At 72.1% G+C, this 17,024-nt stretch carries 13 protein-coding genes and 1 pseudogene; 3 read left to right on the top strand and 11 right to left on the bottom strand.

Annotation, left to right across the window (positions count from 1 at the left end; all coding sequences use genetic code 11):
- Positions 1-24: 24 nt before the first annotated feature.
- A pseudogene (locus tag AC5P09_RS32080) lies at positions 25-158 on the top strand (IS5/IS1182 family transposase); the annotation flags it as partial.
- Between the two features lie 10 nt (positions 159-168).
- Here the strand turns inward: AC5P09_RS32080 and AC5P09_RS32075 are convergent.
- The 11 genes from AC5P09_RS32075 to AC5P09_RS32025 all read right to left on the bottom strand — a co-directional run bounded on the left by AC5P09_RS32075 (position 169) and on the right by AC5P09_RS32025 (position 13,209).
- Positions 169-576, bottom strand: coding sequence for a DUF1257 domain-containing protein (locus tag AC5P09_RS32075; protein ID WP_493877236.1), 408 nt, complete (start codon positions 574-576; stop codon positions 169-171).
- Positions 577-638: 62 nt separating this feature from the next.
- A complete protein-coding gene (locus AC5P09_RS32070) occupies positions 639-2,249 on the bottom strand; it encodes an Hsp70 family protein (protein ID WP_493877235.1) in 1,611 nt (536 codons plus the stop codon).
- Positions 2,246-2,740 (bottom strand): hypothetical protein, encoded by a 495-nt coding sequence (locus AC5P09_RS32065; protein ID WP_493877234.1) that lies wholly within the window; start codon positions 2,738-2,740, stop codon positions 2,246-2,248. Before AC5P09_RS32065 ends, AC5P09_RS32070 begins: the two co-directional genes overlap by 4 nt.
- Before the next feature lie 5 nt (positions 2,741-2,745).
- On the bottom strand, positions 2,746-4,608 hold the full coding sequence (locus AC5P09_RS32060) for a hypothetical protein (RefSeq protein ID WP_493877233.1): 1,863 nt from the start codon (positions 4,606-4,608) through the stop codon (positions 2,746-2,748).
- A 3-nt stretch (positions 4,609-4,611) separates the two neighbouring features.
- The gene (locus AC5P09_RS32055) at positions 4,612-4,815 is read right to left on the bottom strand and encodes a hypothetical protein (protein WP_493877232.1); all 204 of its coding nucleotides are present in this window, start codon (positions 4,813-4,815) and stop codon (positions 4,612-4,614) included.
- A 5-nt stretch (positions 4,816-4,820) separates the two neighbouring features.
- Positions 4,821-6,647, bottom strand: coding sequence for a hypothetical protein (locus tag AC5P09_RS32050; RefSeq protein WP_493877231.1), 1,827 nt, complete (start codon positions 6,645-6,647; stop codon positions 4,821-4,823).
- 25 nt (positions 6,648-6,672) lie between these two features.
- Positions 6,673-9,000: a hypothetical protein gene (locus tag AC5P09_RS32045; protein WP_493877230.1), complete on the bottom strand. Its 2,328-nt coding sequence runs from the start codon at positions 8,998-9,000 to the stop codon at positions 6,673-6,675.
- Positions 9,001-9,005: 5 nt separating this feature from the next.
- Positions 9,006-10,868, bottom strand: coding sequence for a hypothetical protein (locus AC5P09_RS32040; RefSeq protein ID WP_493877229.1), 1,863 nt, complete (start codon positions 10,866-10,868; stop codon positions 9,006-9,008).
- A gap of 4 nt (positions 10,869-10,872) precedes the next feature.
- Complete coding sequence (locus AC5P09_RS32035; protein ID WP_493877228.1) at positions 10,873-12,426, bottom strand: AAA family ATPase; 1,554 nt, start codon at positions 12,424-12,426, stop codon at positions 10,873-10,875.
- Complete coding sequence (locus tag AC5P09_RS32030) at positions 12,404-13,018, bottom strand: 4Fe-4S cluster-binding domain-containing protein (RefSeq protein WP_493877227.1); 615 nt, start codon at positions 13,016-13,018, stop codon at positions 12,404-12,406. Before AC5P09_RS32030 ends, AC5P09_RS32035 begins: the two co-directional genes overlap by 23 nt.
- Positions 13,006-13,209 (bottom strand): DUF2997 domain-containing protein, encoded by a 204-nt coding sequence (locus tag AC5P09_RS32025; RefSeq protein ID WP_493877226.1) that lies wholly within the window; start codon positions 13,207-13,209, stop codon positions 13,006-13,008. The genes AC5P09_RS32030 and AC5P09_RS32025 overlap by 13 nt, the downstream gene beginning before the upstream one ends.
- A gap of 161 nt (positions 13,210-13,370) precedes the next feature.
- Between AC5P09_RS32025 and AC5P09_RS32020 the strand changes: the two genes are divergently transcribed.
- Positions 13,371-14,792 (top strand): tetratricopeptide repeat protein, encoded by a 1,422-nt coding sequence (locus AC5P09_RS32020; protein WP_493877225.1) that lies wholly within the window; start codon positions 13,371-13,373, stop codon positions 14,790-14,792.
- Positions 14,793-14,926: 134 nt separating this feature from the next.
- Positions 14,927-16,879, top strand: a complete 1,953-nt coding sequence (locus AC5P09_RS32015; protein WP_493877224.1) for a serine/threonine-protein kinase — start codon at positions 14,927-14,929, stop codon at positions 16,877-16,879.
- Positions 16,880-17,024 lie beyond the last annotated feature (145 nt).

The following is a 17,024-nucleotide window of genomic DNA, read 5'->3' as shown; positions in this document are numbered from 1 at the left end:
GATGAGGTATCCGCCCCGGCGACGGGACGGATCACGCTCCGCCGACGCCTGGCCGCTACTGCAAGACCCTCCCCGCCGGCTCCGAAGCAATGATCCACATCGCCTCGGTCGACAACCTCGCCAAGCGCATAACCGGCGAGACCACACCCACCTGGCGAACGTGTTGCTTCAGGTGTAGCGGCGCAGGACGAGGCGGCGTTGGCCGTTCTCCTCGAGTACGTCGGAGTCCACCTCGTAGCCGTTGTCCTCCGCGTAGCGCAGGGCGGCGGTGTGGCCGTAGGCGCGGGCGAGTTCAGTCAGCCATGGCTGGTCGTAGCCGGACCTGTCGTACTCGCTGATGACGGCTTCGAAGGTGCCGTCGGTGCGGCGGCGGAAGCCGATGTCGTTGCTGTGGCGGCCGATGTGGCGGCGGCGGATGATCACTTCGGCGCGTTCGGGGCGGGCGTCGCCCTGGTAGCCGTAGAGGGCCTGTGGGGTGTCGTGGCTCTCGACGGTGGTGAAGCCGAGCGTGGCGAGGGCCTGGACGAGCAGGTCGGGGTCGCGCAACGCGGTGCGGACACGGGTGAAGTGGGACATGAGGACTCCTCGGATGTCGTGACGGGATCGGATGTCGTGACGGGAGAGGCAGCGCCGGCTGGTCACGCCAGGCGGACGACCGGTTGCCGGTCCAGGACCAGCGTGTGGCGGCGCAGGTCGTATGCGGTGACGGTCAGACGTTTGTGGGCGTCGACGCGGAATTCCAGGCGGAAGCGGTCCTCTCCGGCGGTGGCGGGAGGGTCGGCCTCCAGGAAGGTGGGGCTGTCCTCGTTGAGCCAGAGCATGGACCGCTGCTGGCGTTGTTGCGGGGTGACGGTCACGGCGCGGGCGCCGCCGCCGGCGTCGAAGGCGATCTCCAGTTCGGCGCCGGCGTCACGGTAGGTGGCGTGGGCCAGTTCGTAGACGGCCAGGCCCAGCTTGCGCTGTTTTTCGTGCACTGCCCTGACGGTGAGCGTCCTGACCGGCTCCTCGGTGGGATAGGGGGTGCCGGCTTCGACCAAGGTCTCGAACTCGTAGGCGCCGGTGTCGTGATCGACGTGGCGGATGGCGTAGTCGTGCTGGATGTGGTCGAACAGCTCGCTGCCGCCGGCGATTGAGGCGGCGCCGGCCGCGACCGCCTCCAGCGGCCGGTCCAGGCGCACCACGTCGGGGTCGAAGTGCAGATGCACCAGGTCCTGCACGGCGGGAATGAGGCAGCTGCCGCCGACGAGGAAGACCTCCCGGATGTCCTGGGTGCCGAAGCCGCGGGTGCCGGCCAGGTCGAGGCAGGAGCGCAGGGCCTGGTTGATCCGGCGCAGCACCCCCTTGTCGCGCAGCAGCGCGTCGAACTCGCCGCGGGTGACGGCAACCTGGTGCGCACGGTCGGTACGGGCGTCAGCGGCGCGGATGACGGCCTGTTCGGCGGTGGCGAGTTCCCGCTTGGCCCGTTCGGCCGAGGCCAGGAGGCGGCGGAAGACCTGGTTGCGGCCGATCTGATCGCCGTGCGGGAGAGAGAGGCGGTCAATGGCGTGTTCGGCGAGGAGCGCGTCGATGGTGTTGCCCCCCAGGTCCAGGCCCCGCTTGGCGATCGTGCGCACCCCGGCGCCGGAGCCCGCCTCGTCCGGTTCCTGGACTCGGACGACCGAGACGTCGAGAGTGCCGGCCCCGAAGTCGATCACGGCGAAGGCGTCACCCGGGTTGAGCCGGGCGCTGTAGCCGACGGCTGCCGCGGTGGCCTCGTCCACGACCCGCAGCCGGGCGGTGGGCAGGCCGTCGCGGACCTCGCGCACCAGCCAGTCGCGGTAGCCGTCGAAGGACTCCACGGGCGCTGTGGCGACGATCTCCAGGTCGTCGTCCTCAATGGCGAGCACGGCCAGCGCCATGATGTCGCCGAGGAACTGGGTGGCCGCCTCCCGGCCGGTGATCCTGCGGTCGCCGACGGCGCGGGCTGCGTCGTAGGCGTGTCCGGCGACGTTGCTCTTGGTGGAGGCGAAAACAGTGTGGCCGGGGTCGTCGTCCATCTCGGGGGTGACCTGGGCGCCGAGGCGGCGGGGTCCGCCGTCGTGGGTGTAGGCGATGAGGGAGGGCACCACCCGCTGGGTGGGGCCGGGGCCGGCCTCGCGCAGTACGTCGACGCCGGGCAGCGGGATGGGGACGCCGCGACCCGTCTCGTGGTCCCAGCCCGCCACGACGGTGTTGGCGGTTCCGAAGTCGACGCCGATCCGGGTGGTCACGCGTCTCCCTGGTGTTGGTCGGGGTGGCGGGCGAGGGCGATGCCGGTGGGGCCGCCCGCCGGCACGGGACCGGCGGGCCCCAGCGCGATGTCATGCCCGAACCGCTCCTCAGGACAGCGCCGCAGCACATAGGGCGTCCCGCACCGTCGGGTCACCGATCTTCGGCAGCAACTCCCGGACCCGCCGCAGCTGTTGCGGATCGGCGTGCGCCGGCGGCCGCCGCAGCACTGGCGCTGGGCGTGCTGTCCGATCAAGGTCAGGTCGGCGGCCTGGTAGGTGGGCTCCTCGGGGGCCGCCGCCAGCAGGTCGAGGACATCGGGAGTGGGCAGTTCGGCGGTCCGTAGCGCCTCCTGCGCCACCGGGTCGCCCTGCGTGCACGCCCGTAGCAGCGGCCGCCAGGCCCACCGGGCGCGCATCCCGCGGGAGCCGTCGGCCCGCCGTCGCATGGCCTGCCGCACCAACCGGGCGGCGTCTTCCGTGCTGAGCGCCATCGTCCCTACACCTCGCCCAGCTCGATCTCGAAGTCGCCCGCGTCCGCCGCACCTGCCGTCCGCCCGATACCCATGTCGTGCCGGAACCGGTGTTCCAGGCAGCTGCGCAACGCGTGCAGAATCGGCCGGGACTTGTGGTCCAGGGCGGGGCTCTTCACCGCCGCGGTCACCTCGGCCAGATCCTGGTGACTCATCAGACCCATGGGTCCTGCGACGCGTGACCGAAGGGCAAGGAGGGGGAGGTAGTAGAGGTCGACGGCCGGGGGCCGGCTTATGGAGTTCAGCGAGGCCAGGACGTCCCCCTTCGGAGACAGCCGCACGCGATGCGGGTGGCCGGGAAGGCGGATCTGACGGGCCACGAGGTCGTCGGGCAGGGGACTGTCGCGGGTATCGGGTATGTCGAGGACCCACAGGGTCATCGATCGGGAGTGCTGTCTCCCGACAGCCAGGAACCGGTTCAGCGCGGGTGACCAGGCGAGGCCGTACAAGGACGTCGTGTTCAACCAGACGGTTCTCGACACCGGTGCCTGGTCGGACACGAGCGGTTCATGCCATATGTCCAGGCCGCCCAGGGCATCGGCGCGGACGAGGACGGAGTCCGACATGGCGCTGAGCGGCGTCGATCCGGTGATCTTCCTGGGGCCGTTGTCCAGAACGTTCACGACGGTTCCCCCGTGGTCGGCGACCACGACGGTGTCGCCGTTGACCACGGCGATCCGACGGCCGCCGGGACCCACGGTGACGCCCCGCGGGGAGACGTCGGGCAGCCCGTCGAGGATTCCGCTGTCGGTGAGGGAGCCGTCGCGGTCGCCCACGGACACCCTCGCGTGCCAGCGATACCCGTCTATGTGTCTGGAGCACACGAGGAAGGCGCCCTCGGCGGTGGCGCGTTGCAGGGCGCTGACCACGGTGGCCGAGAAACCTGTCGGGCGTACGCCGTCCGGGGCGAAGCGGTGGATGTGCTTGGGACGGTTCATGTCGCCGGCTTCTTCCGCGTCGACGACGACGAGGGTGTCGGCGCCCAGGTGCGCCACCCGGGCCAGCGGGCGCGCGGCGTCGGGATACCGGCGCGACAGCCGCCCGCTGTCCAGGTCGATGATCCCGGCGCGGCCGCGGCCCCCTGCGTGTCCGGCGAAGGCGAGTTGAGTGCCGTCCGGCGCGAAATCCATGTCGCGGACGAAGGTGTCCGGCCCGTCGAGGCCGGGGATGGTGATCCGGGCCGGAACGAGCCCGGACGACCCGTCACCGGGACCGTCACGCGTCCACGCCTCCAGGGCAGCGGCTCCGACGCCCCACAACGCCTCGAACACCCGCAGGTCGTCCTCCTCCGAAGGCCGCCAGGCCGCGTCGACATCCTTGACCGCCCGCACGGCGTCGAGCAGGGGCATCAGCTGGACCAGCGGCCACCAGTGGTCCCAGTCACGCCGGGCCGCGAACTGGTCCAGCAGCCGTCTGCGTTCCGTTTCGCCGAGCGCGGCGAAGCCGTCGGGTCCGGAGTGCCGGCCCGCCAGCACCCGCAGCAGATCGACGCCGCCCGCCTCGGTCACCGTCTCCAGCAGGGCCTTGCGCTCCTCGGACGGCGCGCCGTGGTAGCCGAGCGCCAGCAGGGCCCCGTCGGGGTCGAGCGCCTGGTACTGCTCGTGCTGCCCGGTCCGCAGGAAGAAGACGGCGCGTTCCACCTCGTCGGCGGGGGCCAGGTGGTGCGTGACGCAGAAGGCCGTGGTCTCGGGCGACGTGAGTGCCGTACGGCACAACATGTTGACGGCCTCGGCATCGTTCACCGCGATCAGCCGGGCGCGGGCCCGCTCACCGATCGGGTGGTCGAAGCGGGCGGCGGTCCCGGCCGGCAGCCCCGGGCCGAGTTGCACGTCCTAGTCGCCGAGCGCCAGCCGGCTGAGGGCGTGCGCCAAGGGTTCGGATCCGCTCGCCGCGCATCCCCGTCTCTCCAGCAGGGCCCACAGCACTTGATCATGTGCGCCGAGCCAGGCCTGCCACACGGTGTCGAGGGCCCGTCTCCGCAGCGGGCCATGGCCCAGGGGCAGCCGCAGCAGCAGCGCGGCGGTGCGTGTGCGCATCGGGCTCACCGCTTCCCGTCCTCGCCGAGGGTGATGTCGTGCGGCCCGCCGAAGGGGGCGGAGCCCGTGGTGCCGAGGGCGATGTCGCCCCCGAAGCGGGCGGTGAGACAGGCCGAGAGCAGGTCGAGGGCCTGCTGGACCTCGGGGGCGCCGATCTTGCTCCGCAGTTCCCGGATCCGCTGGAGGTCCGCGGGTGTGGCGTGCAGCAGGGGGCGCTCCAGGAGTTCGCGGGCGGCGGGGAGGTGGGGGCTGTGCACTTCGAAGCCGCGGCCTCTGGCGATGAGACTCGTGACGAACACGTCCTGTCCCGGGGACAGGGCGAGGAGCCGGCGCAACCGCGTGAACTGGAGGGGGTCCTTGGGGTCGGCTTGCAGCCAGGGCACGTCACGGTCGAGCCAGCGCCCCTCGGCCGAATGGACGCGGGCGGCGAAGGCATCGTCCAGGACGAACCCGTGCCACTCCTCAAGGGGCCACCGCTTCCGGATCGGGCCCCGGTGCTTGCCGATGAGGTGTGGGGCGCCGTGCGGCCCGAACTCCCAGACGTGGGTCGGCTGTTCATCGTGCTGGCTGCTTCTGTGATGCACCGCCAGCGAATTCGGGGACAGGAAGGACAGCGCGGGCCCGAACCGGGGGTATTCCCAAGGAATCGGCATCACGTGCATCAGGTCGCCGTCCTCGTTGGCCACGAAGACCTGATTATCCGAGCAGAACGCGACGAGACGGTCCGCGGGCAGGGTGGTGAGACCGCCCGAAAGTTCGCTGTGGTCGAGTCGGCGGTGCCCCCCGCGCCCGCCGAACTGCGTCATGGGCCGGAACCTCAGATCCGGGGCGGCGCGGTCGACGAAGGTGAGCCCTTCGGGACAGATCATCACCGCACCACCGCTCGACCTTCGCATGACCGACAAGGGGGCCGGCGGGCCGACGGCCTCGTAGTCGGGAGAGACGCGGATGATCCGGTGAAGGTCCTTCCTCGTCTTCAGCCTGACGAGGATCTCGTCGCCGAGGTGCAGGACCGAATCGCCGATGTCCCTGTCGGTCAGGACGTCTCCGTGGAAAGCGCGGGTGACCGTTCCGGTGTCGATCCGGAGGATGTCCACGTTGAGCTCCCTGATCCTGGGCCGCTTCAACGGCCGGTAGCGCAAGGCCAGTTCGGAGGCGTCCGGAGAGAACGACGCGCCCTCGAACGACGTGGTGACGTCATGCCTGACCAGTCGCCGTCGCGGCAACCGCTCGACGACCGCCCGCAGTTGCCCCAGCGACGGCACGGACGCCGTCGAGACCCCGTCCGGCAGCAGCAGCGCCGCCGCGGCCGCCTTGGCCAACGGGAGATCGCGGACGAGGCGGCGCAGCTCGTCCCAGCTCTGTCGCTCGGCCAGATGGTGTCCGAGGTAGTCGATTTCGTCGTACGACATCTCGGCGAGCCGGTCGCGCTGTTCGCCGGTGACCACCACCCGGATCACCTCGGTGGCGCCCTCGGCGGCCAGGAGCGTACGCAGCCGTTCACGCGTCTCGGGCACGGCCGCCCGGTAGGCCAGGGCCAGCAAGGAGCCGTCGGGATCCAGGGCCTGGTGCTGGGTGCCCTGACCGATCAGGACGAGGTAGGCGGCGCGGTCGGCGGGCGCGGCCGGTGCCACCGCGAGCAGCTCCAGCACGTCCGGGTCCGTCAACTCCGCTGTCCGTACGGCCTCCTGGGCCGCCACGTTCCCGGCCGCGCACGCGCTCACCAGCCGCCGCCAGGCGCGCCGGGCGCGCCACCCGCGGGAGCCGTCGTCCCGCCGCAGACCCGCGCGCCCGGCCAGCCGGGCGGCCTCCTGTGCGTGGATCGCCCTCACGACGCCCTTCGCCCTCACGACACCCTCACCCGCCCAGCTCGATCTCGTGGCTCCCCGCGACCGCCCCGTGGCGGGCGTGGCCGATCCCGATGTCGTCGTTGAGCCGGCGCTCCAGGCATGCCCGCAGCAGCGTCAGCGTCGTTCGGGTCCCCTCGTCGAGGTCCGGGTCCCCCAGCACCCTGACCACCTGTGCCAGGTTCTCGGGGGCCATCAGGGCCATGGGCCGGGCGATGAACGGGCGCAGGGAGAGGGTGGTCAGGCGGTAGAGGTCGAGTGTGCTCGCGTGTGCCACGGCCAGCGTGTCGCCCTTCGGTGACAGCCGGGCGACGGGTGCCAGGTGGGTGGCGCTCGCGAGTGCGATCGACGCGGACACGAGTGTGTCCGGCACCGGGGCGTCACGGGTCGGTGGCACCTCCAGGAGTTCCAGGCGCGGCCGGCGCACGAGGTGGACCCCGACGAATCGGTTCAGTGCGGGCGACCAGGCCAGGGCGTCCGGACGGGTCGCCGGGGACCAGGCGGGAATCGTCGCCGTCGGTTTCTTGGCGGTGAGCGGCTCGTGCCACGCTTTGAGGACACCCGTGCCGGTGCAGCAGATCAGGGTGGAAGGCGACAGGGCGGCGGTCCTCGTGGGGACGTTCTCCAGTGTTCCCGAGCCGTCGTCGAGCCTGTTCACCACGGAACCGGTGAGGTCGACGACCACGGCATCCTCCAGCTCGTCGACCAGGGCGATCAGCCGGCCGTCGGGATCCACCGCGGCGATCACGGGCTCGAAGTCGTCCAGACGGTCCAGGCCGTCGAGAAGCCCCGCGGGGACGAGGAACCCGTCGGGAACGCCGACCAGCAACCTCTGCCTGCGGTCGGACGTTTCGACGTCACATGCGGTCACGACGAAGGCACGGTCTCCGGCGGTGCGCTTCAGGCCGAGAATCATGTCGGCTTCCGGGCCGAGCGCCCGCACACCGTCGCGGTCCATGTAGTGGATCTTCAGCTTGTGGAGGCGTTCGCCCGCCGTGTCGTACGTCAGCTTCTCCGCGGCGACGACGGTGTCGGAGCCGAGATGCGCGACGCGCTCCAGAAGCCGTGGGAAGTCGCAGCGCAACTGGGACAGCGTTCTGCTGCCGAGATCCACGACCCCGGCCCAGGCGACCGGCTCGTGCAACGGGTCGGGGCTGTCGAGCGCCCTCCGCACGCGGAGCGCGCCGACCAGGGCGAGCTGGGTGCCGTCCGGTGAGAAGTCGAGGTCGGTGACGGCACCCAGCCGCTGGTGGAGGCCGACGAGCTGGATCCGGACGTGCGGGGCGGGCGCCGACGCGGACCCTTCGGACAGGGTCTTCACACAGCCGGCCACAGCCCGCGGATCCGCTCCACGCAAGGCCTCGAAGACGCCGCGCTCGTCCTCGTCCAAGGGCCGCCAGTCGTCGCCGCAGCCGCGGACCGCCTTCACCGCCTCGGTGAGCGGCATCAGCAGGGTGCAGCTCCACAGGCGGTCCCAGTCACTCCGGTCGGTGAACTGCCCCACCAGATAGGCACGTTCCCGCTTGGTGAGGCGGCCGAAGTCGTCCTGCGCGACACGCTGCCCCGCCAGCACCCGGAGCACATCCACGTCGCCCATGTCCGTCATCTTGGCCCGCAGCGCCGCGCGCGCCTCGGCCGACGCACCCCGGTAACCGAGCGCCAGCAGCGACCCGTCGGGATCCAGCGCCCGGAACTGTTCGCGCTGACGGGTCCGGACGAAGAACACCGCCCGTTCCACGTCACCGGTGGGCGCCAGGTGGTGTTCGACGCAGAAGGCCGTGGCCTCCGGCGACTTCAGTGCCGTACGGCAGAACAGGTCGACGGCCGTGGAGTCGCTCAGCGCCAGGAGGCGGGCACGGGCCCGCTCACCGAGGGGATGGCCGAAGCGTGCGGCGGCGTCGGCCAGCACCCGCGCGTCGACGGCCCCGTCGCGGCTGTCGCCGTCGTCGAGCGCCAGACGGCTGAGCGCGCGCACCCGGGGCTTGGCGGCGGCCGTCGCGGCACGGTTCCACCGCTTCAGCAACGACCACAGCTCGTCCTGGTGGGCGTCGAGCCAGTCGTGCCAGCCGGCGTCCACGAGCACGTCGGGAACCCGCGCCGCATCCTCGTCCAGCAGCTCGGCCGCGAGCGGGGAGGCCCACTGGCGCCGGGGTGACTCGGCCCACGTCCGCCACACCGTCTCGGGGCTCAGGGACTGCAGAGCGCGGGCGACGGCGCGCAGGGCCGCCGGGGTACCGGCGTCGGCCGCGCGCAACACGGTCACCAGCGCCTCGCGACGCCGTCGGGAGTGCTGCCCAAGCGGCAGCCGCAGCACCAGAACGGCGGTCCGTACCCGCACGGGCCTCACTCCGTCCGGTCCGGGTCGAGGGCGAGGTCGTGCGGGCCGGCCGTGACCGCGGGGCCGTCGCCGAGGGCGATGTCCGCGCCGAACCGGTCGGCGAGCGTGTGCTCCAGCAGAGCGAGCGCCTGCCGCACCGCGGGATCGCCGATCTTCGTACGCAGCTGCCGTACGTGGTGCCACTGCCGCGGAGTGGCGTGCAGCAACGGCTGTTCGAGGGCTTCGCGCGCGGCGGGCAGATACGGGCTGTGCACTTCGAGTCGTCCCCAGCACCGGGACCGGCGGTCGCCCTCGTAGCGGCGAAGGGGCAGGGGCTTCTCGAGCCGCGAGGTGACGAACATGTCCCCGTAGGGGGATACCCCGAGCAGCGTCCTGTCCCCGTTCCTCAGCGACTCCGGTGCTGCGCCGTCGCGCAGGGCCTCGTAGCCGGGCCCCACGATCCAGTAGGCGAATTCGGCGTCCAGCACGAACCCCCGCAGCTCGTCAAGTGCCGCCCAGCTCCTGGGACTTCCCTTCTCGCGCCGAGCCGGACCGGACTCCCCGAGGGGCCAGATCTCATAGCGCTGCTCCTGCGGGTACGGGACCTCGGGGATGACCGCCAGGCGGTCCGGTGCGAGAAAGGTCGACACGTACACCTCCCGCTGCTCGACATGGAGCACGGTTCCGGCCTCGTCCAGGACGAGGACGTGGTCCGCGAGGCTGACGGCCAGCAGACCGTGCTCCGGCAGCGTCGAGAGGTCGCACCACATGTCCCTGTCACGGGGCCCGTGACGTGCGACGTACGTGTCGATCACCTCGGTGATCCGGGGAACCGTCACATGGCGCCGCCGGACGGCTTCCCGGTCGACGAAGACGAGCCCGGACACGGTCACCGCGACGGCGCCCGTGCTCGCGCGTCCCAACTCCGAGAGGATCTCCGGCCCTTGGACGGGAATGCTCTCGTGCCGGGGCCAGACGCGGCTGACGGCGTCGCCCGGATACGCCAACGGCGACTCCATGCGGAGGATCTCGTCGCCCAGATGCAGGATCGAGTGGACGTGCACCGGAGTCCGCCCCTGCGATCGATGGCGGAGGGCGGTTTCGCCGGCCACGAGCTGGACCGTCTCCGTCAGGACCCTGGGGATCACCGTCTCGGGCGGCAGTTCCGTGGTGCTGATCGCGAGTTCGGCCTGGTCGGGTGAGAAGGAGACCTGCGCCGATCCCTTGCGGTGGCGGATCACCGTCCGGTGCGGCAGCCTCGCCTGTGCGGCGCGCAGCTGCTGCGGTGAGCAGGCGGCGAGCGCGGCGAGGCCGCTGCCCGAGTCCTCGGCGCGCTCGCCCGCCGGCAGCAGCCGGGCCGTGGCGACGGCCTTGGCCAGAGGCAGGTCGAGGGCGAGCCGGCGCAGTTCGTCGTAGCGGCCGTGCTCGGCGAGCCGGCGTCCGAGGTGGTCCAGCTCCTCGTACGACATGGCGGCGACGCGGTCGCGTTGTTCCGCGCCGACGACGGCGCGTACGGCCTCCCCGTCCCCCTCGGCGGCCAGGACCGCGCGCAGCCGTCCGCGGGTCTCCACCGTCGCCGCCCAGTACGCCAGCCCCAGCAGCGTCCCGTCCGGGTCCAGGGCCTGCCGTTGCTCCCGCTGCCCGAGCAACGTCAGCCAGGCCGCCCGGTCGGCGGGCTCCGCCGGTGCCGCCGCCAGCAGCTCCAGCACCTCCGGGTCCGTCAACTCCGCTGTTCGTACGGCCTCCTGGGCCGCCGCGTCCCCGGCGGCGCACGCCCGTCCCAGCCGCCGCCATGCCCGCCGGGCCCGCATCCCCTGAGAGCCGTCCGCCCGCCGCCGCACGGCCCGCCGCAGCAGCCGGGCCGCGTCGTCCTCCGTCAGCCGTGCCACCCCGCTACACCTCCAGCACCGGCACCTGGTGCTCGGCCGCCTGCGCCGCCCCCGCGAAGGAGGCCGACTGGGCGCGGCCCTCGCGCAGCCAGGCGCGCAGGTCCTCGATGACCTCGCGCTGGGAGCGGCTCAGCGGCACGGTACGGGCGGTGGCGCGGGCGATGTCGTCGGTGGCGATGTCGCGTTCCTCGGCGAATGCCTCGTACATCGCGTCCACGACGACCTGTTCCAGCTCGGCGCCGACGAACCCATCGCAGTCCCGGGCCAGTTGGTGCACGTCGAACATCTCCGGCTTGCGGCCGCGCTTGCGCAGATGGACGGTGATGATCTCGCGGCGTTCCTCCTCGGTGGGCAGGTCGAGGAAGAACACCTCGTCGAACCGGCCGCGGCGCAGCGTCTCCGGGGGCAGCGCGCTGACGTCGTTGGCGGTGGCCACCACGAACACCGGAGCGGTCTTCTCCTGCATCCAGGTCAGGACCGTGCCGAACACGCGCTGCGAGGTGCCCCCGTCGTGGCCGCCGGACGCCAGCGCCTTTTCCACCTCGTCGATCCACAGCACACACGGGGAGACGGTCTCCGCCAGCCGCAGCGCCCGCCGTACCCGTTCCTCCGACTCGCCGACCAGCGAGCCGAACAGCGCGCCGACGTCCAGGCGCAGCAGCGGCAGCCGCCACAGTCCGCCGATCATCTTCGCGGTGAGGCTCTTGCCGGTGCCGGGGATGCCGATGAGCGCGATGCCCTTGGGCGCCGGCAGGCGGAACTCGCGGGCGGCGTCGCCGAAGGCTCGCTCGCGCAGCCGCAGCCACTCCTTGAGCACGTCAAGGCCGCCCAGGTCGTCGGGGCTCTCCTCGGCGCCGTAGAACTCCAGGGCCTCGTTCTCCCGGATGACGGCCTTCTTCTCTGCCAGCACGGCCTCGATGTCGCGGTCGTCGAGCACCTCGTCGCGCACGATGGCCTTGGCGAAGGCCCGGCGGGCCTGGGCGGCGGTCAGACCCAGGGCGGCCTGCGCCAGGCGGCTGCGGCCCGCCGGGGTGAGCGTGGACTTCACGCCCTTGGTGCTGTCGATGAGGTGGTCGAGTTCGCGGCGCAGGGCGTCGGCCTCGGGCAGCGGCATCTCCACCACCACGGCGTCGTCGCCCAGCTCCACGGGGAGGGTGCGCACCGGGGTGGTCACGATCAGGGAGGAGCCGGTGAAGACGAGCTTGTGGGCGAGGTTGCGCAGGCGCCGGCGTACCGCCGGGTCGCGCTCCCAGAAGGCGTGGAAGTCCTTGAGCACATACAGGTCGCGGCGGCGCGGCTCCTTCTGCGCCAGCTCCTGGATCTTCGTCAGCGCGTCCACGGGGTTGCCCTGCTTGACCTCGGGCAGCTGCCGCCCCGCCGCGGACTGCATGCCGTCGGCGATGTCCCAGGTGACCAGGTCGGACGAGGGGTCCCGGTCCCGCCGTACCTGGTCCAGTACGTCCAGGGCGCGCTGCTCCTCGACCGTGACCAGCACGATCAGCGCCACCCGGGCGCGCAGATACAGCCGGATCTCGTCAGCGATGCCCGTGGTGCCCACCGAAGAACTCCCCTCCCGGCGCGGCCATGCCGGTGAATGTGAGCGTCGCGTCGTCCGCGACGGTGATCTCCAACTCCGGTACGGCGGCCAGGTCGTTAGCCGTGTAGCGCCCGGTGCGCGTCCAGTACTCCTTGTTCGACGAGCCGCGCAGCCCCCGGGCCAGCCGCAGCCGCGCGTTGTAGCGTCCGGCGATCACCAGATCGGCGTCGGCGACGGCCGCCGACCGTGCCGGGTCCGTCTCGATCTCGGCGCGGGTGAACCCGGTCAGCACGATCACCGACAGCCCGCTGCGGGCCCGTAGTTCGGCGCAGAACGCGGCGACCGCGGCAGGCTGCTCCAGCGGCTCGCCGCCGGTCAGGGTGACGCCCTCGAGGTGCGCCGCGTCGGCCAGCGCCTCCTCGGCCACCTCGCCGGCCGTGCGCACCAGAGCGGAGCCCGCCGCCGAGTGGGTCTCGGGATTGAAGCACCCCGGGCAGCCCAGAGCGCACCCCTGGCTCCAGACGACGTACCGAACCCCCGGACCGTTGGCGGCGCTTCGGGGCACGACGGCATGCAGCCGCCACGGCGTGCCCGGGCCGCTCACCCCTGCCACAGACGGTCCTGCTCCTCGGCCGCGTTCTGCTGGTAGGCCTCCTCGGTGAGCACCTGGTGCTGCACATCCCCGCCGAGCAGCCGGACCAACTCGTCGGTGTCCTGCAGACACCGTGTGCCCGAGACCCCTTGGACATGCACCTCCACGGTGCCGTCCGCCGAGATCACGACCTCGACGCTCTCCTCCGCCATCAACTCGCCCTTCGCCCGCGGGGAAATGACTCCGTCCACTGTGCCGGGCGGGACTCGGGAGGGGTCCCGAGGGAAGCCGGCGGTGCGCTTCCGGGACCCGTCCCGGAAGCGGGGCCGCACCATCCGGGTACCCAACCGATTCGCGACCGGGGGAGATCAGGATGAGCAACCCGACGTATGCCGAGCCCGTCGTGCCGGTGCCCGCACCCGACGGGGGCCGGGCGAACGACCCACTGGCCGTCGCCCTGGGCAACGCCTCCCTGCTCGGCGTCGGCTACCTGCTGATGCGCCGGTGGAGACTCGCCGTCGCCTCCGTGGCCGTCACCGTCGTGCTCGTCTCCCGGCTCCTCTCGACCGAAGAGACGTCGTACGAGATCGCCATGCTCCTGTGGTGGGCGGCCGTCATCATCCACGGGTGGTACCTGGCCGGCAGAGGCGGCGAGCGGGTCGCGGTACGCCGTCAGCGCCTGGTCGCGCTCGGCGTCACGCTGCCGGTGCTGCTGACCGCGGGGCTCCTGCGGTTCGACGCCTCCAGCATCGGGCAGAGCGTCACCGACGCCCGCGAACGCGGCGACTGCGCAGGGGTGTCGAGCGCCCAGGACGAGGTGTGGTTCGGGCACCGCATCGCCGACGCGCCGCTCGCCGCCCGCGGCGACGAAGCCGTACGGGCCTGCGAGCGACTCCAGACGGCCCGGGCCGAGCTGATCACCGCGCTGGGCGGGGACACCGAAGCCCTGGAGGACGGCTTCGGCACGCTCGCCTCGGTGCTCGCGGAGCCCGGCAACGAGAAGACGGTCGAGACGACCCTGAACGGATTCCTCCGCGACCTGCCCGCCAAGGATCCCTGCGACACCGTCACCGTCACCGACTGGCTCCGCGACCGCAAGCACAGCAACGACGTCCTGGACCGGACCTCCGACACGGTTGCACGGACCGAGCCCGCCGCGCTCGTCGCTTGCGGTGACGATCTCATGGCGGAGGACAGCTGGGATGCGGCCCGCAAGCACTACGAGAGCCTGCTCAACCGGTACCCCGACGGCACTCTCGCGGACGAGGCCCGCAAGGGCGCCAGGAAGGCCACGCTGAGCATCGAGCTGGCCGACGTCCGCAGTCTGCTCGCGGGCGGGTCCGGCTCCCAGCCCGAGTACTGCTCCAGCCCGGCGAAATACAGCGGCGCCAAGCCCATGGGCAAGGGCACCAACCGCGCGCTGTTCTACGCCTACGACGAGTACAACACCGACTTCTCCAAGCAGCTCCCCGGCTCCTGGAAGGCGGGCGACGCCGCCGATGCCGTCCTGGTGGTCTGCGCGGGCGAGCAGACCTACGGAAACTCCGTCGAGACCTGCTCGTACTACAAGAGCGGGTCCTCCGGCGCCGCCTCGGACGTGACCTTCCACAAGATCGCGATCCCGGTGAAGGTGTACGAGTTGCGCACGGGCAAGCTCGTCGCCAACCGCACGATCCAGATCAACGGCACGGGCTGCCCGTCGTCCATCTTCGCCTCCGCGGACTCGACAAGCGAGTACGTATCGGAATCCAAGTCCGACGTGCGGTCCGCGTTCAAGCCGCTGGTCGTCCGGTGAGCGTGGCGCGGACCGTGCCTTCAGCGGATGAGCGGTCCGGGACGGCTCCCGGGCGAGGCGAGTGAGCATGAGGCCGGCGGCCGCAAGGAGCCTTGGGCGGCCGGTCCGCAAACGCGGCAGGGAAGGGGACGTTGGTGCCACGCGATGAACGGGTCGTCGCCGGGCGGTACCGGCTGCGGCAGCGGCTGGGGTCCGGCGGCGGAGGAGACGTCTGGCTGGCCGAGGACGAGCAACTCCGGGTCCAGGTCGCGGTCAAGGAGATCGACGTACCGCGGGAGCCGGACCCGTCCGGCGGCGACCCCGCCGCCCGGGGGCACAAGGAGGCGCTGAAGGCGGCACAGCTGCGCGAGCACCCGAACGTGATCACGGTGTACGACGTGGTCGAGGACGACGACCGCCCGTGGATCGTGATGGAGTACCTGCCGGGTACGCGGGACCTGCGCGCCGTGGTGACGGAGCACGGCCCGCTGCCCAGCGGCGAGGTGGCCGGGATCGGCGCGGCCGCGCTCGACGCGCTCTGCGCCGGGCACCGGCTCGGCATCATCCACCGGGACGTGAAGCCCTCCAACATCCTGCTGGCGCCGGACCGTTCGGGCGCCGCCGACCGCCGGGTCCTGCTCACGGACTACGGCATCTCGCTGTGGCCCCGGGAGACCCGCGTCACCCAGAGCGGCATGGTGGTCGGCACCCCGGGCTTCGTGGCGCCGGAGCGGCTGTCCGGCGGCGAGGCGACACCCGCGACCGACCTCTTCTCACTCGGGGTCACCCTCTACTTCGCCGTCGAGGGCACCGCCCCCTTCGAGCGGGACACGCTCGACGCCGCCCTCATGGCGGCGCTGACTTCGCAACCAGACGTGCCGCAACGGGCGAGCGACCCACTCTGCCGGGCGATCATGGGGCTGCTGGCCAAGGATCCCGCGGAGCGCATGCAGGCGGCGCAGGCGCGCGAACTCCTCGCCGAGGCAGCGGCAGCCACCACCCGTGGTGCTCCCGCTGCCTCGGCCGGGGCAGACGCCACGGCCGGCGGACCGGGGCACGGCTCGGCGAGCGACGGACCGGGATCGGGGCACACCCGGGGCTCCGACGAGCCCGGGCGCGCGGACCGGCCCGACGGCTCGGCCGGCGCCGAAGCCGCGACGGACTCCGGCGCCGCCGGTGCCGGCCGTGGCCCCTCGGACGATGCGCGCCGGGTGCCGGGCCGGCTGGCGGCCGCGCTGCTGGCGCTCGCCGCCGTGCTGGTCGGGGGTGGCGGGTTCGCGCTGGGGGCCGTCGCCTACCACGACGAAGGGGCCGCGGCACAGGGCTCGGAGGTCCGGGCGAAGGCCGCCCCGACCTCCTCCCCGACTCCCTCCCCGACCGTGACCCGCAGCGCGTACCCGTACGGCAGGCAGGTGGGGCTGCGCGAGGCGCTCACACCGGGCCAGTGCGTCGAAGCCGACTGGAAGGACGGGGAGTTCGAGGGGCGGCCCGGCCTGAAGCTCGTCGACTGCCACGACGACGACCCCGAGGGACAGGTCATCGCGACCGTGGCCGCCGACAGCACCGCATCGGCATCCGGCACTGAGGCCGTACGGAGCGAATGCGCCCGGCGCACCGCCAAGCTGCGCGCAACCATGGCCGCCCCGGTGCTGTCCGTCCTCACACCCGAGACGGGGCAGAGCGAGCCGCCCGCCTCGGCCTGCCTGCTCTTCCTGAAGAACGCCACCCTCGGCGGCCCGCTCGGCGACTACCGGAAGTTCGGCGACGAGGTGTACGTCACACAGCTGGGCCCGGGTGACTGCTTCGACGAAGAGGAGGACGAGGACGGCTCGTACACCAAGACCCTGGTGAGCTGCGACGAGCCGCACCACACGCAGGTCGTCGGCTGGACCTGGGCCTCGGGCGACGGCTCGTCGGACAGCGTGGACACGGCGGACCTGTGCGACGAGAAGTACGGCGTCAACTGGGCTCGCGGCAAGGGACACGAGATGTGGGCCTGGTCCTCCTCCGACGAGGAGTGGGAAGCAGGGTTCCGCCACGTGCTGTGCACCGTGGCCCGGGAGGACGAGAAGAAACTCCCCGCAGGAGCGCTGAAACCGGCGTACTGACCATGGCCGGCGCCGAACCAGCTGGGTCAACCCCTCAACCTCTTTAAGACGGGCCAGGATTGGGGAGGGGTCCCGCAGCGGGTGCGGACACTGGTCAGAGCGCCGTGTGCGTGCCGAGAAGCCCACACACCGACGATCCCAGAAA

The sequence above is a fragment of the Streptomyces sp. a15 genome, assembly GCF_059026085.1.
Note: the sequence above shows the minus strand (reverse complement) of the source record. Positions and strands in the feature narration are given on the sequence as shown.